This window comes from Pseudomonas sp. IPO3778 (assembly GCF_013386825.1).
Taxonomy (GTDB): domain Bacteria; phylum Pseudomonadota; class Gammaproteobacteria; order Pseudomonadales; family Pseudomonadaceae; genus Aquipseudomonas.
Genome location: NZ_JACARC010000116.1, coordinates 1 through 17,209 on the forward strand (window position 1 = coordinate 1; position 17,209 = coordinate 17,209).

Genomic DNA, 17,209 nt, shown 5'->3' on the forward strand with positions numbered 1-17,209 from the left:
CACCGAGTGGTGGGGCAAAGACCTTTTGGTTACTTTTGGGGCGTTTGCCAAAAGTGACCCGCTGTAAGAGCGGAACCCTAAGCAGCCGTTACCGCAGGAATGGATATGTACACAGCCAAAACCGCCGTTACCGCAGCAACGGATATGTACCCAATCAAACCAGCCGCTCCCCCAGCAACAGAAATGCCCCCCCCATTCACCACAGCCAAACCGCAACATCAGGCCTATCACCCAAGCCAAGGATTGGCAGCCAAGTGCTCACGCTCAAACGCCTTGATTTCCGCACTGCGCTGCAACGTCGTGCCAATGGCATCCAACCCCAGCAACAACGCAGTCTTACGCAACGTATCAATCTGAAACGGAACCACCTGCCCGTCCGCCAAAAGAATCTCCTGCGCCTCAAGGTCCACGCTGATCTGCGCCTGTTCAGGCTGACCCACCGCCTGCCCCACCCGCTGCAACACCGCCTCGTCCAGCGTAATCAACAACACCCCATTACGCTGGCAGTTGTCATAAAAAATCCCGGCAAAACTGCTGCCGATCAATGCGCGAATGCCCATCTGCTTCAAGCCCCACACCGCATGCTCCCGGCTGGAACCACAACCGAAGTTTGGCCCCACCACCATAAAACTCGCGCCCTGCCAGGCCGGCTGGTTCAGCACGAATTGCGGGTTGGGCTCGCCCGACGGCAAGAAACGCAAATCAAAAAACAACCCGCGGTCCAGCCCGTTGCGGTCGATGCCCTTGAGAAACTGCTTGGGCATGATCACGTCAGTGTCAATATTGGCCGCCAGCATCGGCGCAGCCTTGCCGGTGATGCGGGTAAAGGGTTGCAGGCTCATGTGCGGTCTCCAAAGTGGCGAATGTCCGTCAGGCGGCCAGTGATGGCGGCGGCAGCAACCATCGCCGGGCTCATCAGGTGCGTGCGGGCACCCGCGCCCTGGCGGCCTTCGAAGTTGCGGTTGGTGCTGGAGGCGCAGCGGTCGCCCGGCTCCAGCACGTCGTCGTTCATCGCCAAACACATCGAGCAACCGGATTGGCGCCATTCAAACCCGGCGTCGATAAAGATCGCGGCGAGGCCTTCGGCTTCGGCCTGGTCGCGCACTTCGGTGGAGCCCGGCACGATCATCGCCCGCACGTGGTCGGCCACGTGCTTGCCGCGTACCACGCTGGCAGCGTCCCGCAGGTCTTCGATGCGGGCGTTGGTGCAGGAGCCGATAAACGCATGGCTGATAACAATCTCGCTCAGGGGCATGCCGGCCTCAAGGCCCATGTAGTTCAGGGCTCGGCGCATGTCCTGGCGCAGGATCAGGTCGCTGACGTCTTGCGGGTCGGGCACGCAGGCGCCGATGGGCGCGGCCTGGTCAGGGCTGGTGCCCCAGGTGACCATCGGCTCCAGGGCCGTGGCGTCCAGGTGCACTTCGAGGTCGAACACCGCGTCGGCGTCCGTGTGCAGTTCACGCCAGCCCACCAGGGCGCGGTCCCACAACTCACCCTTCGGCGCCCGGGGTTTGCCCTTGAGGTAGGCGAAGACTTTTTCATCCGGCGCCATGAAGGCTCCGCGCGCGCCCGCTTCCACCGCCATGTTGCAGATGGTCATGCGCGCCTCGACGCTCAGGGCATCGATGGTCGAGCCACGAAACTCGATGGCATAGCCGGTGGCGCCCGACGCGCCGATCTTGCCGATCAGCGCCATGATCACGTCCTTGGAGGTCAAGCCGTGGGCCAGTTCGCCGTCCACGGTCACGCGCATGCTTTTCAGGCGCTTGTAGACCAGGGTTTGCGACGCCAGCAAATGCTCGATTTCCGAGGTGCCGATGCCAAAGCCGAACGCGCCCAACGCACCATAGGTGGTGGTGTGGCTATCACCGGCGGCAATCACCATGCCCGGCAGGATAAAGCCCTGCTCCGGGGCGATCACGTGTTCGATGCCCTGGCGCTTGTCGAGGATGTCCAGCAGTTCAATCCCGAAATCCCGGCAGTTTTCCGCCAGGTACGACACCTGACGGGCACCGCCCGCATCCGGCATGGTGGCGATGCGCTTGGGCGTGGTCGGGTTCACGTGGTCGACCACCGCCAGCGCCGTACCGGGGCGCCATACGCCGCGTCCCGCCTCGCGCAAGCCGCTGAAGGCTTGCGGGCTGGTGTATTCGTTGATCACTTGGCGGTCGATGTACAGCAGCACATGGCCCTGGTCATCCAGGCGGCACACCGTGTGGGAATCGATGTGTTTGTCGTAGAGGGTTCTGGCAGAAGTCATTAGGGGGCTCGCTCAACGGTATGACTCCATCATAGGCAGCGCCCCCGCCCCATCAATCCCGCCTTGGTGATGACTCGGAACATGTTTCGTGTTGCATGAGTGGCCCATTCGAAACATTTGCTTTCATATCCGCCTTAGGGTTTTGGATTTCTCATCCGTCTTAACTTAGATACAGCCGCTCGCGTCAGCAAAAGCTACGGGCCGCGTTTTCCGGGCCTTTACTGCCCCCCTCCGATCAAGACCCGCATTCACATGTCGAAGAAGTCACGCTCAAAACTCTGGTTTCTCGTGCACAGCTGGCTGGCATTGCCCATCTGGTTCTTTGTGCTGATCGTCTGCGTCACCGGCACCCTGGCGGTGGTCAGCCAGGAGATCGTCTGGCTGGCCGACCCGGACATCCGGGCCAGCAAGCCCTCGGACGACGCCGAACTGCTCAGCTATGACCAGGTGATCGCCGCCATCAAGCGCGCCGAACCCGAGGTGATCGTCGCAACCCTGAGCCGCCCGGACGAGTCGCATTTCGCCCTCAGCGCCCGCCTCAGCTACCCCGACGGACGTTCACTGGAGGTCTACGTCAACCCGTACACCGGGGTGATCCAGGGCATCAGCCCGTCGTTCAACTTCCAGGCATTTACCCGCGCGCTCCACGGCTGGTGGCTGGTGCCCTTCACCAATGGCTACAGCTGGGGCTGGTACCTGGTTTCGCTGCTGGGCTTGCCGCTGCTGGCGTCCCTCGTCACCGGCCTGGTGGTGTACAAACGGTTCTGGAAAGGCTTTTTCAAGCCGACCCTGCGCTTCAACCATGGCGCGCGGATCTTCTGGGGCGACTTCCACCGGTTGAGCGGCATCTGGTCGATCTGGTTTATCGCGGTGATTTCCATCACCGGCACCTGGTTCCTGATCGAGGCCGCCCTCAGCGATAACCAGATTTCCATTTCCAGCGAGCCGATTGTCCCCGCGATCGCACGCGACAAAGTACCAATGTCCGCCCCGGGCGTGCCGGCCCCCATGATTCCATTGGACGACGCAATCAGTATCGCCACCCAGCGCATTCCCGGGCTTGAGGCCAGCTTCGTGAGCCTGCCGAGCAATGCCTACAGCCACCTGCGCATCGGCGGGCGGGGCTGGTACCCACTGATGTTCCAGACCGCAGAAATCAACCCGTACAACGGCGAAATCGCCGCCTCGCACCTGCTGTCCGACCGTTCGGCCCTGGAGTTCGTCACCGAGTCCATGCGCCCGCTGCACACCGGGGATTTCGGCGGGATCTGGATCAAGCTGATCTGGGCCTTCTTCGGCCTGGTGCTGAGCATGATGGTCTTGAGCGGCCTGCTGATCTGGACCAAACGCACCGCCCTGGCCACCCTCAACGCCCTGAAACGCGAAGCCAAGGCATCCCGGCAACCGGCGAAAATCCCGGCCTCGCCGGCTGAAACCACGGAGGGCAACCGATGAACAACGCCACGACGGTTCAACCGCCCTCGCCCCTGCGGGCCTTTTGGCTCAAGTGGCGCTTCCACATCAATATCCTGCTGTTGCTGGTGCCCCTGGGCTTCATGCCCAAGTATTTTGCCGACGCCGCGCTGTTTCGCGGTGACAGCGGCCTGGGTGAACGGGAGATCGGTGACGTGCAGGTCGGCCCCTGGAGCCTGAAACTCGCCGAATTGCGCAACGAGCCGCCGCGCCCGGACCCGGCGGGCCCGATGAAATCCTTCAATGCCGCCCTGTGCAACGCCTGCATCGACCAGGTCAAGGCGACCTACCTGCGCATCGGCAAACCCCGCAGCCTGCGGGCCGCCGGGGTGATTTTCTTCGGCACGCCGTACCGCATGGGCGCCGCCCTGCCGATCCCTGAACGCACCCCGCTGGATGCCGACGTGTGGATCACCATGGAAGGCTGGGACGGCGCCATGCACCAGGCCTCCATCCCCTTGAGCCAGGCATCACCCGCCACCATCGACTGGCTGAAAAAACGAGGAGTCAAACCATGACCTTGCAGCACTTGGCCCGCGCCTGTGGCGTATTAATCCTCGGCACCGGTTTCAGTACCGTCGCCCTCGCCCACAACCCGATGTGCGAATGCAAGGAAATCGCCGGCGAGCAGATCCAGTGCACCGGCGGGTTCTCAGACGGCAGCGGCGCCCCCGGCGTGACCCTCGACGTGATCGGCTATGACGAAACCATCCTGGTGCCCGGCAAGCTGGGTGAGGACTCGAAGCTGACCTTCAAGAAACCGTCCGCCGAGTTCTACGTGTTGTTTGATGCCGGCCCCGGCCACGTGGTGGAAATCGACCAAGCGGATATCCAGCCCCAATGAGTACGACCCACGTTGTGCGCCCGGCCGGTGCCGGGCACGAGACTCTCTACGTCCTGCTGCTGTGCCTGATGATCCTCGCGGTGGCCGGCACCGTGGTGGCCTTGCGCGGTGAAAGCCAGGAAGTCGCCGCCGTGCCCAGCCACCAACTGGACGCCCGCCGCGACCTCAGCGCCGCCGAGCAAGGCATCTACGCCGACCTGCGGGTGACCCTGGATGAAATCCACTTGCTGCAAGAGGAACACAGCACCCTGCCGACGCCCGGGCAACTGGCCGAAGAAGGCTTTGCGCCCTTCGCCCAGGACGCCAGTTCGGTGAGCCGCGGCGACCACCGCTGGCAGTTGCTGGACAGCGCCTACCTGGGCCTGAGCCAGACCCCGGCCCTCAGCGGTTCGCTGCTGATGCGTATCAGCGGCGCCGAGCCGGATATCTGGCTCAACCGCAACGCCAACCTCACCGCCCCTACCGACCTCACTGACCAGGCGCTGATCAACGCGGGCTGGCAGCAAGTGGTCGCGCAGTTCGATGCCGGTGTCACCCGCCAGCATCGTCATTGAATTCACGCTGTCGCCGAGAGAAGACCATGTCCATTTCATCGCCCTTATTACGCCTGGTGCTCGCGGGTTTGTTCACCCTGCTGCTGGCACCGCTGGCCAATGCGCTCCCTGATTCAGAGCACGCCAAACGCCTGCGCATCGGCATCACCCTGCACCCGTATTACAGCTACGTGGCCAATATCGTCGGTGACAAAGCCGAGGTGGTGCCGTTGATTCCCGCCGGTTTCAACCCTCACGCCTACGAGCCCCGCGCCGAAGACATCAAGCGCATCGGCACCCTGGACGTGATCGTGCTCAACGGCGTCGGCCATGATGATTTCGCCGACCGCATGATCGCCACCAGCGAGCGCCCGGACATCCCGGTGATCGAGGCCAACGCCAACGTGCCGCTGCTGGCCGCCACCGGCAACGCCGCACGCGGTGCCGGCAAGGTCGTCAACCCGCACACCTTCCTGTCCATCAGCGCCTCGATAGCCCAGGTGAACAACATCGCCCGGGAACTGGGCAAGCTCGACCCGGACAACGCCAAGACCTACACCCAAAATGCCCGCGCCTATGGCAAGCGCCTGCGCCAGATGCGCGCCGACGCCCTGGCCAAGCTCACCAGCGCGCCCAATCCCGACCTGCGGGTGGCCACGGTGCATGCGGCTTACGACTACCTGCTGCGGGAATTCGGCCTGGAAGTCACCGCCGTGGTGGAACCGGCCCATGGCATCGAGCCGAGCCCCAGTCAGTTGAAGAAAACCATCGACCAGTTGCGGGAACTGGACGTGAAAGTGATCTTCTCGGAGATGGATTTCCCGTCCAGCTACGTTGACACCATCCAGCGTGAATCCGGGGTGAAGCTGTACCCGCTGTCGCACATTTCCTATGGCGACTACAGCGCGCAAAAGTACGAAGTGGAAATGACCGGCAACCTCAACACCGTGGTACGGGCGATTCAGGAGTCGGGAGCATGACGGCGGCGGAACATCTGAAGGTGGCCAGTGTTGGCCCGACCCTCGACTTCAATAACGTGGCGCTGACCCTGGGCCGCACGGTGATCCTCGACGCGGTGAGTTTCCAGGTGCAGCCCGGCAGCATCCATGCGCTGGTCGGCCCCAACGGCGGCGGCAAAAGCTCGCTGATCAAGACCCTGCTGGGGCAAACCCCGCACCAGGGCCAGTTGAGCCTGCACTGGCCAGACGCACCCGGCACCATCGGCTATGTGCCCCAGGCGTTGGAGTTCGACCGGGGTTTGCCGATGACCGTCGACGATTTCATGGCTGCCATGTGCCAGCGGCGTCCGGCGTTTCTTGGGCTGTCCAGACATTACGCCGCCGCGATTGGCGATGCACTGGAACGGGTCGGCATGCAGGACAAACGCAAACGGCGGATGGGCGCCCTCTCCGGCGGTGAACGCCAGCGGGTGCTGCTGGCCCAGGGCTTGATCCCGGCACCGCACTTGCTGGTGCTGGACGAACCAATGTCGGCGCTGGACGAAGCCGGCATCCAGGTGTTCGAACGCCTGCTGAACGACTGGCGCCAGGCCGGGATCACCGTGCTGTGGATCGAACATGACCTGGAAGCCGTCGGCCGCCTGGCCGATCGCGTCACCGGCCTGAACCGCCGCGTGCTGTTCGACGCCACGCCCAAGGAGGCGCTGACCCCGGACCGCCTGCTGACCCTGTTCTCTACCCACCCACGGAGCCCGGCCTTATGAGCTACGAAGCCTTTCGCTTGATGGTCCAGGGCTGGGCGTCTTCCGGGTATTTGCCGGAAGCACTGGCCTACGGATTTGTGGTCAACGCCCTGCTCGCCGGGCTGTTGATCGGCCCGGTACTGGGCGGCCTGGGCACCCTGGTGGTGGTCAAGCGCTTTGCGTTCTTTTCCGAAGCCGTGGGCCATGCCGCGCTGACCGGCGTGGCCGTGGGCATTCTGCTGGGAGAACCCTACACCGGGCCTTACGGCAGCCTGTTCGGCTACTGCCTGCTGTTCGGCATCCTGCTCAACTACCTGCGCAACCGCACAGGCCTGGCGCCGGACACGCTGATCGGCGTGTTCCTGTCGGTGTCCCTGGCCCTGGGCGCGAGCCTGCTGCTGATCCTGGCGGGCAAGATCAACGTGCACATCCTCGAAAACGTGCTGTTCGGCTCGGTGCTGACGGTGAACGGCAATGACCTGCTGGTGCTGGCGGTTGTCGGCTCGCTGGTCATGGCCCTGGCCTTGCCGCTGTACAACCGCATCATGCTCGCCAGCTTCAACCCCCAACTGGCGGCGGTGCGTGGCGTGGCGGTGAAGACCCTGGATTATCTGTTTGTGATTCTGGTGACCTTGATCACCGTCGCGGCGGTCAAGGTCATCGGTGCGATTCTGGTGGGTGCGCTGCTGGTGATTCCGGCCGCCGCCGCGCGCCTGTTGAGCCAGTCGCTCAAAGGCTTCTTCTGGATCTCGGTGGTGATCGCCACCGTCAGCACCCTGTGCGGGATCCTGCTGCCGATCATCTTCGACCTGCCGATTCCGTCCGGTGCCGCGATCATCCTGGTCGCCGGCATCGCCTTCGCCCTCGCCGCCATCGCCCGCGGCACGGTCCCCAGCCTGAAAGGGAATCTTGGATAATGCGCCCGATTTTTCGCCCCCTGTTGCTGGCCCTGGCCATTGCCACACCGGCGCTCGCCGCCGACGGCGTCCAGCCGTTACGGATCAACGCCAACCAAGGCGTTGGCCATGCGGCCCTGAACATGGCCCACTCGGTAAAACCGGTGAAGGTCATCGCCGCCTTGCCGATCACCTATGGCTTGGCGCAGGTGTTGCTCAAAGGCACCGATGTGCAGCTTGAGCGCGCAGCGCCGGCCAACCTGCCCGGCTCGCGACAAGTCGCCTATTTCACCGGGCGCGGCGCGCAGGCGCTGAACACCCTGGCCCAGGACGCCGATGCGGCCATCGGCTTGCGCTCGTTATGGCCGGATGACCCGCTGTACCCGGTGGCCCGACGCAGCAATATCCGCATCGTCGAAGTGGACGCCGCCCGCCCGGTAGACGGTGGTTTGCCGGGGATTGCCGTGCAGCCGGGCGCCACCGATGGCCTGAACAGCCAGCCGTGGCAGGCCAGCAACAACATGGGCCGCATGGCCGATGTGATGGCCGCCGACCTCAGCCGCCTGGCCCCCGAGGCAAAGCCGCAGATCGAAGCCAACCTGGCCGGCCTCAAGCAACGCCTGCTCAAGCTCACCGCCGACAGCGAGGCACGCCTGGCCAAGGCCGACACCCTGACCGTGGTCAGCCTGAGCGATCACTTTGGTTACCTGGTGAGTGGGTTGAACCTGGAGCTGGTCAGCACCGATGCGCGTGCAGATGCGGAGTGGACACCCGAGGCGCTGCAGCAACTGACTGCGGGGTTGAAGGAAAATGAGGTGGCGGTAGTGCTGCATCACCGCAAGCCTGGCGATGCAGTACAGGCGGCGGTCACGGCGGGCGGGGCGAAGTTACTGGTGCTGGGTACCGATGGCGCCGACCCGGTGGCGGAGCTGGAAGGCAATGTAGATCAGGTGATCAAGGCGCTGTAACCCTGGTTCCTACAGGTAAAACACAATAAATGTGGGAGCGGGCTTGCTCGCGAAAGCGGTGTGACAGTCAATACAGACAGTGACTGACACGACGCCTTCGCGAGCAAGCCCGCTCCCACATTGGGTTCTATGTGATGCCCGAGACCTGGATCAGCCAGCAAGCGCCTGGCCGTCCATCTTCTGGCGCAAACTCATCGGACGCATGTCGGTCCACACCTCTTCGATGTAGGCCAGGCACTCTTTCTTCATCCCGCTTTTGCCCACGGTGCGCCAGCCTTCCGGCACAGCCTTGTAGTCGGGCCAGATGGAATATTGTTCTTCATGGTTGACCACTACCTGAAACAGGATGTCTTCGCGGTCGAATACTGAGGTCATTGCTGTTCTCCGTCGATGTAAGGCTGGCTGCGCACCACGCACAGCTGATGTAAGAAGGAACGTGCCAGCCCGGTAAAAAATTAGAGGCTGGCGACAGCTGCCGCCAGGGCACGACCAAAAATCTCGGCCACCCGGTCGATTTCTGCAGCCGTGATCACCAGCGGTGGCAGGAACCGCACGACGCTGCCGTGGCGCCCGCCCAGTTCAAGAATCAGCCCGCGCTTGAGGCATTCACGTTGCACCAGCGGTGCCAGTTGGCGATGCACCGGTGGATGGCCCTGGCTGTCGAGCGCGCCGTCAGGGTCCACCAGTTCCACACCGAGCATCAGCCCACGACCGCGAATATCCCCCAACTGCGGGAAGTCGCGCTGCAGGATGCGCAGGTGCTCACCAAGGCGCGCGCCCATGGCCGCCGCGTGGGCGGGAATGTCGTGGTCCTTGAGGTAGCGCATCACCGCCGACCCGGCCGCCATGGCCATCTGATTGCCACGGAAGGTCCCGGCATGGGCGCCCGGCAACCAGGTGTCGAGCCAGTCGCGATAGACCACTACGGCCAGCGGCAGGCTGCCGCCGATGGCTTTGGACAGCACCACCACGTCCGGGATGATGCCGGCGTGTTCGAAGGCAAACATCTTGCCGGTACGGCCAAAGCCACTCTGGATTTCGTCAACGATCAGCGCCACACCGGCTTGCTCGGTGATACGGCGCAGGCCGCGTAACCAGTCGAGATCGGCCGGGATCACGCCGCCCTCGCCTTGCACCACTTCAACGATCACCGCCGCCGGCAGCAGAACCCCGGCCTCGGGGTCGTTGAGCAGGTTTTCCAGGTAGTGCAGGTTGACCTTCACGCCTTGTGCCCCGCCCAACCCGAACGGGCAGCGATAGTCGTACGGGAATGGCAGGAATTGCACGCCATTGCCGAGCAAGGCACCCAAGGGTTTTTTCGGCCCCAGGCTGCCCATCAGGCTCAGCGCGCCCTGGCTCATGCCGTGATAACCGCCCTGGAACGACAACACCGTGCTGCGCCCGGTGGCGGTGCGCACCAGTTTCAGCGCGGCTTCCACCGCGTCGGTGCCGGTGGGGCCACAGAACTGGATCTTGGCTTCCCGGGCCAGCGCCGGCGGCAGCAGGCCAAACAGGTCCTGTACGAATTGGTCCTTGACCGGCGTGGTCAGGTCCAGGGTGTGCAACGGCAATTCATCGCTCAGCACCTGGCGAATGGCATCAATCACCACCGGGTGGTTGTGCCCCAGCGCGAGGGTGCCGGCACCGGCCAGGCAATCGATAAAGCTGCGACCTTCGACGTCCTCGACGTAGATCCCGCGGGCGCGCTTGAGCGCCAGGGGAATGCGCCGCGGATAGCTGCGGGCATTGGACTCCTGCTGGCGCTGGCGCGCCAGCAGCGGGGTTTCGTCGAACTGGTAGAGCGTTTCCGCAGGGACCGCCTGGGTCTCTTCAATACGGCTGGTAGCGACTGACATCTCTCGATCCCTCAATACGCTGATGATGGTGAACAAACTGCCAACCCGTTGGCGTCTGACCCAACGGCAGCGCACGGATTTCCTGTTCTGGAAACGCATCAGCACGGGGAGGATTTACACCTGTGGTCGTTAAAAACCGCTTTAGCGGTTTTACCCGGCAACCCCGGTGTATTTTTCATTCAGCGCATACAGGATGGCGCAGGTCTCTGCATCCAGCCGCCCGCTGTAATCACCGGGACGAAAATGCATCTGGAAGGCACGGACACGCTGCTGAAAACCCAGGCGATTTTTCGCCGGGGCATAACCGTAACGCTGAAATGCCCGTTCGACTTCAACCTCTGGCGGCAGGCCGACGTGGAACCGGCGTTGATAGGCCCGCTTGGCCATGTCCTCATACCAGGCACCAACGCCCGCCTCGAACAGGCAACGCCACGGTAACCGGGGCCCGGGATCGCTCTTGCGCCAATAGGCAATGTCCGAATGCCCGAGAATGTCGGTGGGGCCGATCGCCGGGTACCGTCCCTGGATGTCACGGATCAGGGCAATCAACATGTCGACCTGCTCCCCGCCATAGGCCGGAAAGGTAAACACACCGGCGTCATCCCGGGCCTGATTGACGATTTCAATGCCGATGGAGCGGCTATTGAGGTTGTCGCGCCCGGCCCAATGGCTGGCGCCGGCATGCCAGGCGCGCTGCGCCTCGTCCACCAGGCGCAAGACCCGCAGCTCGTCGTAGCCGGCGGCGCGGTAGCTCGGGTCATCCGGATCAGCCAACAGATAGTGGGCACTGACACCGTCCCCGGTGAGGGTACGCAGCGACGAAGCAAAGGGCGCGGCGGTGTAATGCACAATCACCTGGCGCACGGCTTCGCCCTTGCGTTCGTTAAAGTCTTTTGCGGGATAAGTGGAATCGATAACCAACATGGGCGCTGTCCTTTTCAACACAGGCTGAGTCATTCAGCCCGTTCAAACACAAAAAAATGACCGCCATCCTGAAGCCTTGCGCTTAAGGATGGCGGTAGCTATTTGTGCCGTGAAAAGAAGGTTCAGCGACGCAACGGCATGCCCAGCTCGACGCGCATGCCATCGGCCTGGCTGTCGAATTTCAGCGAACAGGAGCAGCGCTGCACGATCGCCTGGACAATCGCCAGCCCCAGGCCGCAACCGGGGCTGTTGCCGTTGCGCCAGAAGCGTTGGGTCAGGTGTTGCAGGTCTTCACTGGAGATCGGCGCGCCATGGTCACGCACGCGGAACACCACGTTATCGCCTGCGCTGGACACACTCAGTTCCACCCGCGTATCCGCCGGCGTGTGGCGCAGGGCGTTGTCCAGCAGGTTACGCAAGGCGGCGACCGCCAGGCCCACCGGCATTTCCACCGGTTTGCCGGAAAGATTGTCCGCCAGGATCAGATCAATGCGCTGGTTATCGCCGCCATTGGCATCCTGGATCGCCATCTGTGCGACCTGTTCGGCACTCGATTGCAGGCCGTCATCAAACGACAGGCTGCCTTCCACCCGCGCCAGCAGCAGTAACTGCTCCAGGGTGCGGTGCAAACGGTCGGCGCCTTCCTCGGCGTGGGCCAGGGACTGGTCACGGGCGGCACCTTCGGTCATGCGCGCCACTTGCAGGTGGGTCTTGATCGCGGTCAACGGGCTGCGCAGCTCATGGGCCGCGTCACCGGTCAGGCGGCGTTCGCGCTCGATGGTCTTGGCGATGCGCTGCAGCAACTGGTTCTGGGTGTCGAGCAGCGGCTTGAGTTCGCTGGGCAGCGGGCTGATCTGCAAGGGTTCGAGGGAGTCGGCACTGCGGCGCATCAAGGCGTCACGCATGCGGTTGAGCGGCAACAGGCTTTGGCCGATCCCCAGCCACAGCAGGCACAGGCAGCCCAACAGCGCCACGCCCACCGGCACCGACGCCGCCAGCAGGATCGACAGGTTCAAGGCTTCTCGCTCCACCTGCCGGTCGGCGGTGGTGATAAACAAATCGCCACGGGACAAGGTGAAGCTGCGCCACCCCACGCCATCAATCATCTGGTCGCGAAAGCCGCTCTTGCGTGACTCCAGGCCCTGGTCCGGCGTGGTGTGGCTGCGGGCGAGCACCACCCCGTGCATGGAGCTGACCTGGCAGGCCATGCCGCCCGGCACATTCAATTGCTCGGCGCTGAAATGCGCACCGTCACCGGCACTGGACAGGCCCGGCATCTGCTCCATCAGCCCCGCAACCATGCGCGCCGAAGCCACCAGGCGCTGGTCCAGGGAAAACATCATCTGGTTGCGCAGGTCGTTGAGCATCCACGCAGCGGCCAGCGCCCAGATCAGCACGAAAGCCGCACCGAGCTTGAAGGTCAGCCGCAGGCGCAGGCTCATCACGAAGCGTCCTCTCCCGCGTCAGCCGGGCCCAGGCGATAGCCCAGGCCACGCACGGTTTCGACGATGCCGTTGCCGAGTTTGCGCCGCAGGTGGTGGATGTGCACGTTGAGGGCGTTGCTTTCCAGTTCGTCGCTCAGCCCGTAGATGCTGTCTTTGAGCTGCTCGCTGGACAGCACCCGGCCGCGGTTTTGCAGCAGGGCCTGCAACAGTGCCTGCTCGCGGCGGGACAGGTCCACCGACTCACCGCCCAACAGCGTTTCGCGGCTGCTGGGGTTATAGGTCAGGCGCCCGTGCTCGATCAGGTTGACGCTGCGCCCGGCCACCCGACGCAACAAGGTGTGCAGGCGCGCGGCCAGTTCCCGCAGGTCGAAGGGTTTGAGCAGGTAATCGTCGGCACCGGCTTGCAGGCCGTCGACCCGGTTGGTCACCGAGTCCCGCGCGGTGAGGATCAGCACCGGAATTTCCAGGCCCTGGCTGCGCAATTGTTGCAACAGCTTCAAGCCGTCTTCATCCGGCAGGCCGAGGTCGAGTACCATCACGTCGAATTCCGCCACCTTGAGCATCGCCCGGGCAGCGGCTGCCGTGCCGACGCGCTCGACCGTCAGTCCCTGGGCGCTGAGCCCGGCAACAATGCCGCTGGCGATCAGCTCGTCGTCTTCACAGACCAGTACGTGCATGGTGAACCCTTTGCAAAATGTGAGGCTGATTAAAAAGGGAGTGGATTAAGCGCGCATTATGCCGCCAGCGCGCGTAAACCCGGATAATCCGTACTCCCTAGGATAGCCCGGTTAATCATCGGTTAATCAACACCACACATTGTGTGTCCCACTTGCTTCGAACTAAGGCTTGATCATGCGGCATCTGTTTATCTTTCTGCTGGTAGTGTTTGCTGGATTCGCCCAGGCCGCGCCTGGCAACAATCCTTTCGAGACCAAACCCGACTTTCTCCCGGTGGGCAAAGCCTTCACCTTTACCTCCGAGCGTCTGGCCTCCGGCGAAACCCAGCTGTATTGGCAGATTGCCGACGGTTATTACCTGTACCAGCAGCGCTTGAAATTCGACGGACTGGCCGAAAAACCGACGTTGCCCCAAGGCGAAGCCCATAGCGACGAGTTCTTCGGCGAGCAGCAGGTGTATCGCCAGGGCCTGGAAGTAAAAATACCCGCCGGCGCCACCGGCCAGGTCAAAGTCGGCTGGCAAGGCTGCGCCGATGCCGGCCTGTGCTACCCGCCGCAATCGATCACCGTGGACCTGGGTGGCAACCCCGCCGTGGCCGCCACCGGCCAGGCCCAGGACCAAAGCCTGGCCAGCGGCCTGCAACAGCGCAGCCTGGGCTGGAGCCTGCTGGTGTTCTTCGGCCTGGGCCTGCTGCTGGCCTTTGCCCCGTGTTCCTTGCCAATGCTGCCGATCCTCGCCGGCCTTGTAGTCGGCAGCGGCGCCAGCCCTCGGCGCGGTTTCGCCCTGGCCACCAGCTACGTGGTGTGCATGGCATTGATCTATGCCGCACTCGGCGTACTGGCCGCGCTGCTGGGCGGCAACCTCGCTGCCCTGCTGCAAACGCCATGGATCCTCGGCAGCTTCGCCGCCTTGTTTGTGATCCTCGCCCTGCCGATGTTCGGCTTCTTCGAGCTGCAACTGCCGGCCTTCCTGCGGGACCGCCTCGACAACGTCAGTCGCAACCAAAGCGGCGGCAGCCTGGTGGGTGCCGGGGTGCTCGGCGCCTTGTCCGGTTTGCTGGTAGGCCCCTGCATGACCGCGCCCCTGGCCGGCGCCCTGCTCTACATCGCCCAAAGCGGCAATGCCCTGCACGGCGGCCTGATCCTGTTTGCCATGGGCATCGGCATCGGCGTGCCGCTGTTGCTGCTGGTGACCGTGGGTAATCGTTTCCTGCCCAAGCCCGGCACCTGGATGAATATCCTCAAGGGCATCTTCGGCTTCCTGTTCCTCGCCACCGCCGTGCTGATGATTCGCCCGGTGGTCGGTGAAACCCTGTGGCTCGGCTTGTGGGGCGTGCTTGCACTGGTCATGGCCTACTGCGGCTGGCGCCTGGCCCACGAGTTCGGACGTACTGCCATGCTGTTTGGGGCCGGCTCGCTGGTGCTGGGCCTTTGGGGCAGCGTCTTGGTGATCGGCGCCGCCGGTGGCAGTGATGACCTGTGGCAACCGCTGAAGGTCTACAGCGGCTCGCGGGTGGCCGGTGCCCCCAGCGCCCACGAAGCCTTCATGACCATCAACGACCCGGCCGTGCTGCAAAGCCAACTCGACAGCGCCAAGGCCCAGGGCCAATGGGTGCTGGTGGACTACTACGCCGACTGGTGCGTGTCGTGCAAGATCATGGAAAAACAGGTATTCGGCAAACCCGAAGTACTGGATGCCCTCAAGGATGTGCGCCTGCTGCGCCTCGACGTGACCGCCGACAACGCCGCCAGCCGCGAGCTGCTGGGCCGCTACAAAGTCCCCGGCCCGCCAAGCTTCGTCTGGATCGGCCCGGACGGTGAAGAACGCCGCGCCCAGCGCATCACCGGGGAAGTGGATGCTGCAGCCTTCCTGCAACGCTGGACCCAAGCCCGGGACGCCCTCTGATGCTGACACTGACCATCGGCACATTCGCCATCGCCCTGAATCACTTGCTGCTGATCACGGCGTTGATCCTCGCCACCCTGGTGGGCTGGCGAGTGGCCAAGCGCGGCGGCGAGAACCCGGAGTCGGTGCTGTTTACCCTGTTTTTGCTGGGCATGCTCGCTGCACGTGTCAGCTTCGTGCTGATGTATTGGGCGTATTACAAAAGTGACCCGCTGCAAATCGTCGACCTGCGGGACGGCGGTTTTCTCGCCTGGCCCGGCGTCATCGCGCTGATCATCGGCGCCCTGATCTACGGCTGGCGCCGCCCGCTGCTGCGCAAGCCACTGAGCGCCGGGGTGATCACTGGCCTGGCGTTCTGGGCCTTGACCAGCCTGTCCCTGACCCTCTACGAAAAAGGCACGCACCTGCCGGACATCGCCCTGCGCAACGCCAATGGCGAAACCGTGCAACTGGCCGACTACAAGGGCGGCCCGCTGGTGATCAACCTATGGGCCACCTGGTGCCCGCCGTGCCGGCGTGAAATGCCGGTACTGGAAAGCGCCCAGCGCCAGCGCCCGGACGTGACCTTCCTGTTCGTCAACCAGGCCGAGAGCATGCAAAGCGTCAGCACCTACCTGGCCACCCAGGGCCTGAACCTGGACAACGTGCTGTTCGACGCCAGCGGCCGCCTCGGCCAGGCCGTCGGCTCCATGGCCTTGCCCACCACCCTGTTCTATCAACCGGACGGTCGCCTGATCAACAGCCATCTGGGCGAACTGTCCCAGGCCAGCCTGGCCCGCGCCATGGAGCGCTTCGAACCGATCAACGCCAAACCGGCCCTGCCGGCCACCACAAGGAATTCGCCATGCTCCGCCTCCGCCACCTGCTGACACTCCTGCCCCTGACTCTGGCCGCCAGCCTGGCCCATGCCGAGGACTGGCCGGCGCCGATCAAGAACATCGAGGCCAAGGGTGCCAAGATCATCGGCAAGTTCGATGCCCCCAGCGGCCTCACCGGCTACGCCGCCCAATACCAGAACCGTGGCATGGCGCTGTACCTGACGGCCGACGGCAAAAGCGTGATCGCCGGCAACCTGTACGACGCCGATGGCAATGACCTGAGCACCGCGCCTCTGGAAAAGCTGGTGTATGCGCCCATGGCCAAGGAAGTCTGGGCCAAGATGGAACACAGCAACTGGATCCAGGACGGCAACAAGGATGCGCCGCGTATCGTTTATCTGTTCAGTGATCCGAACTGCCCGTACTGCAACATGTTCTGGGAACAGGCGCGGCCTTGGGTGAAGTCGGGCAAGGTGCAGTTGCGACACATCATGGTGGGGATTATTCGTGAGGACAGCCCGGGCAAGTCGGCGGCGCTGTTTGCAGCCAAGGATCCGCAACAGGCCCTGGAAGCCCATGAGTCGGCCGGTAAAGGCAGCAAGTTGCAGGCGCTGGAAAAGATTCCGGCGGATATCCAGGCCAAGCTCGATTCGAACATGAAGCTGATGGACGAGCTGGAATTGTCGGCGACGCCGGCGATTTTCTATCTGGATGACAAGGGTGGGTTGCAGCAGCAGCAAGGGGCGCCGTCGCCGGATAAGTTGGTGAAGATTCTCGGGCCGAAATAGTTTCTGGGTGGGGGGTGGGGGCATATCCGTTATTTAGGTAACGGCTGCTGACGGTTCCGCTCTTACAGCGGCTCACTTTTGAAAAGCGCAAAAGTAAACAAAACGCTCTTGCCCCACCA

Annotated in this window: 18 protein-coding genes; 11 read left to right on the plus strand and 7 right to left on the minus strand. The window is 63.5% G+C overall.

Going from position 1 to position 17,209, the window contains the following annotated elements; genetic code table 11:
• Positions 1-227: 227 nt before the first annotated feature.
• Positions 228-842 carry a 3-isopropylmalate dehydratase small subunit gene (gene leuD / locus HX855_RS32705; RefSeq protein WP_177091245.1) on the minus strand — a complete coding sequence of 205 codons (615 nt, stop codon included), beginning with the start codon at positions 840-842 and terminating at the stop codon, positions 228-230.
• Complete coding sequence (gene leuC, locus HX855_RS32710; RefSeq protein WP_177091247.1) at positions 839-2,260, minus strand: 3-isopropylmalate dehydratase large subunit; 1,422 nt, start codon at positions 2,258-2,260, stop codon at positions 839-841. Before leuC ends, leuD begins: the two co-directional genes overlap by 4 nt.
• A 252-nt stretch (positions 2,261-2,512) precedes the next feature.
• Between leuC and HX855_RS32715 the strand changes: the two genes are divergently transcribed.
• From HX855_RS32715 to HX855_RS32750, 8 genes are read left to right on the plus strand one after another with little or no spacing between them, the layout of a single operon-like run.
• Positions 2,513-3,715: a PepSY domain-containing protein gene (locus HX855_RS32715; RefSeq protein WP_177091249.1), complete on the plus strand. Its 1,203-nt coding sequence runs from the start codon at positions 2,513-2,515 to the stop codon at positions 3,713-3,715.
• Positions 3,712-4,251, plus strand: coding sequence for a thiamine pyrophosphate-binding protein (locus HX855_RS32720; RefSeq protein ID WP_177091251.1), 540 nt, complete (start codon positions 3,712-3,714; stop codon positions 4,249-4,251). Before HX855_RS32715 ends, HX855_RS32720 begins: the two co-directional genes overlap by 4 nt.
• The gene (locus HX855_RS32725; RefSeq protein ID WP_177091253.1) at positions 4,248-4,577 is read left to right on the plus strand and encodes a hypothetical protein; all 330 of its coding nucleotides are present in this window, start codon (positions 4,248-4,250) and stop codon (positions 4,575-4,577) included. Before HX855_RS32720 ends, HX855_RS32725 begins: the two co-directional genes overlap by 4 nt.
• Positions 4,574-5,131, plus strand: a complete 558-nt coding sequence (locus HX855_RS32730; RefSeq protein ID WP_177091255.1) for a DUF6162 family protein — start codon at positions 4,574-4,576, stop codon at positions 5,129-5,131. The genes HX855_RS32725 and HX855_RS32730 overlap by 4 nt, the downstream gene beginning before the upstream one ends.
• 26 nt (positions 5,132-5,157) lie before the next feature.
• On the plus strand, positions 5,158-6,090 hold the full coding sequence (locus HX855_RS32735) for a metal ABC transporter substrate-binding protein (RefSeq protein WP_177091257.1): 933 nt from the start codon (positions 5,158-5,160) through the stop codon (positions 6,088-6,090).
• Positions 6,087-6,833, plus strand: coding sequence for a metal ABC transporter ATP-binding protein (locus HX855_RS32740; protein ID WP_177091259.1), 747 nt, complete (start codon positions 6,087-6,089; stop codon positions 6,831-6,833). Before HX855_RS32735 ends, HX855_RS32740 begins: the two co-directional genes overlap by 4 nt.
• Positions 6,830-7,729 (plus strand): metal ABC transporter permease, encoded by a 900-nt coding sequence (locus tag HX855_RS32745; protein WP_169998224.1) that lies wholly within the window; start codon positions 6,830-6,832, stop codon positions 7,727-7,729. Before HX855_RS32740 ends, HX855_RS32745 begins: the two co-directional genes overlap by 4 nt.
• Positions 7,729-8,676: a metal ABC transporter solute-binding protein, Zn/Mn family gene (locus HX855_RS32750; RefSeq protein WP_177091261.1), complete on the plus strand. Its 948-nt coding sequence runs from the start codon at positions 7,729-7,731 to the stop codon at positions 8,674-8,676. Before HX855_RS32745 ends, HX855_RS32750 begins: the two co-directional genes overlap by 1 nt.
• A 150-nt stretch (positions 8,677-8,826) precedes the next feature.
• Here HX855_RS32750 and HX855_RS32755 read toward each other — a convergent pair whose 3' ends face one another.
• The 5 genes from HX855_RS32755 to HX855_RS32775 form a co-directional block, all read right to left on the minus strand.
• A complete protein-coding gene (locus HX855_RS32755) occupies positions 8,827-9,051 on the minus strand; it encodes an MbtH family protein (RefSeq protein WP_177091263.1) in 225 nt (74 codons plus the stop codon).
• An 80-nt stretch (positions 9,052-9,131) separates the two neighbouring features.
• On the minus strand, positions 9,132-10,532 hold the full coding sequence (locus tag HX855_RS32760; protein ID WP_177091264.1) for an aspartate aminotransferase family protein: 1,401 nt from the start codon (positions 10,530-10,532) through the stop codon (positions 9,132-9,134).
• Between the two features lie 150 nt (positions 10,533-10,682).
• Positions 10,683-11,456, minus strand: coding sequence for an N-acetylmuramoyl-L-alanine amidase (locus HX855_RS32765; RefSeq protein WP_177091266.1), 774 nt, complete (start codon positions 11,454-11,456; stop codon positions 10,683-10,685).
• 122 nt (positions 11,457-11,578) lie between these two features.
• The gene (locus HX855_RS32770) at positions 11,579-12,898 is read right to left on the minus strand and encodes an ATP-binding protein (protein WP_177091268.1); all 1,320 of its coding nucleotides are present in this window, start codon (positions 12,896-12,898) and stop codon (positions 11,579-11,581) included.
• Complete coding sequence (locus HX855_RS32775) at positions 12,898-13,578, minus strand: response regulator (RefSeq protein ID WP_177091270.1); 681 nt, start codon at positions 13,576-13,578, stop codon at positions 12,898-12,900. Before HX855_RS32775 ends, HX855_RS32770 begins: the two co-directional genes overlap by 1 nt.
• Before the next feature lie 175 nt (positions 13,579-13,753).
• Between HX855_RS32775 and dsbD the strand changes: the two genes are divergently transcribed.
• The 3 genes from dsbD to dsbG are packed head-to-tail and all read left to right on the plus strand — an operon-like array spanning position 13,754 to position 17,090.
• Positions 13,754-15,484 (plus strand): protein-disulfide reductase DsbD, encoded by a 1,731-nt coding sequence (gene dsbD / locus HX855_RS32780; RefSeq protein WP_177091272.1) that lies wholly within the window; start codon positions 13,754-13,756, stop codon positions 15,482-15,484.
• On the plus strand, positions 15,484-16,353 hold the full coding sequence (locus HX855_RS32785; protein ID WP_177091274.1) for a TlpA disulfide reductase family protein: 870 nt from the start codon (positions 15,484-15,486) through the stop codon (positions 16,351-16,353). The genes dsbD and HX855_RS32785 overlap by 1 nt, the downstream gene beginning before the upstream one ends.
• The gene (gene dsbG / locus HX855_RS32790; protein WP_177091276.1) at positions 16,329-17,090 is read left to right on the plus strand and encodes a thiol:disulfide interchange protein DsbG; all 762 of its coding nucleotides are present in this window, start codon (positions 16,329-16,331) and stop codon (positions 17,088-17,090) included. Before HX855_RS32785 ends, dsbG begins: the two co-directional genes overlap by 25 nt.
• The last annotated feature ends 119 nt before the right edge of the window (positions 17,091-17,209 follow it).

What these genes read in the sequence shown, in the direction of transcription:
- HX855_RS32775 (WP_177091270.1), bottom strand. Translation starts at nt 13,578, where the DNA reads ATGCACGTACTGGTCTGTGAAGACGACGAGCTGATCGCCAGCGGCATT.
- HX855_RS32750 (WP_177091261.1), top strand. Translation starts at nt 7,729, where the DNA reads ATGCGCCCGATTTTTCGCCCCCTGTTGCTGGCCCTGGCCATTGCCACA.
- dsbD (WP_177091272.1), top strand. Translation starts at nt 13,754, where the DNA reads ATGCGGCATCTGTTTATCTTTCTGCTGGTAGTGTTTGCTGGATTCGCC.
- HX855_RS32785 (WP_177091274.1), top strand. Translation starts at nt 15,484, where the DNA reads ATGCTGACACTGACCATCGGCACATTCGCCATCGCCCTGAATCACTTG.
- HX855_RS32745 (WP_169998224.1), top strand. Translation starts at nt 6,830, where the DNA reads ATGAGCTACGAAGCCTTTCGCTTGATGGTCCAGGGCTGGGCGTCTTCC.
- HX855_RS32765 (WP_177091266.1), bottom strand. Translation starts at nt 11,456, where the DNA reads ATGTTGGTTATCGATTCCACTTATCCCGCAAAAGACTTTAACGAACGC.
- HX855_RS32720 (WP_177091251.1), top strand. Translation starts at nt 3,712, where the DNA reads ATGAACAACGCCACGACGGTTCAACCGCCCTCGCCCCTGCGGGCCTTT.
- dsbG (WP_177091276.1), top strand. Translation starts at nt 16,329, where the DNA reads ATGCTCCGCCTCCGCCACCTGCTGACACTCCTGCCCCTGACTCTGGCC.
- HX855_RS32760 (WP_177091264.1), bottom strand. Translation starts at nt 10,532, where the DNA reads ATGTCAGTCGCTACCAGCCGTATTGAAGAGACCCAGGCGGTCCCTGCG.
- leuD (WP_177091245.1), bottom strand. Translation starts at nt 842, where the DNA reads ATGAGCCTGCAACCCTTTACCCGCATCACCGGCAAGGCTGCGCCGATG.
- HX855_RS32725 (WP_177091253.1), top strand. Translation starts at nt 4,248, where the DNA reads ATGACCTTGCAGCACTTGGCCCGCGCCTGTGGCGTATTAATCCTCGGC.
- HX855_RS32730 (WP_177091255.1), top strand. Translation starts at nt 4,574, where the DNA reads ATGAGTACGACCCACGTTGTGCGCCCGGCCGGTGCCGGGCACGAGACT.
- HX855_RS32740 (WP_177091259.1), top strand. Translation starts at nt 6,087, where the DNA reads ATGACGGCGGCGGAACATCTGAAGGTGGCCAGTGTTGGCCCGACCCTC.
- HX855_RS32715 (WP_177091249.1), top strand. Translation starts at nt 2,513, where the DNA reads ATGTCGAAGAAGTCACGCTCAAAACTCTGGTTTCTCGTGCACAGCTGG.
- leuC (WP_177091247.1), bottom strand. Translation starts at nt 2,260, where the DNA reads ATGACTTCTGCCAGAACCCTCTACGACAAACACATCGATTCCCACACG.
- HX855_RS32735 (WP_177091257.1), top strand. Translation starts at nt 5,158, where the DNA reads ATGTCCATTTCATCGCCCTTATTACGCCTGGTGCTCGCGGGTTTGTTC.
- HX855_RS32755 (WP_177091263.1), bottom strand. Translation starts at nt 9,051, where the DNA reads ATGACCTCAGTATTCGACCGCGAAGACATCCTGTTTCAGGTAGTGGTC.
- HX855_RS32770 (WP_177091268.1), bottom strand. Translation starts at nt 12,898, where the DNA reads ATGAGCCTGCGCCTGCGGCTGACCTTCAAGCTCGGTGCGGCTTTCGTG.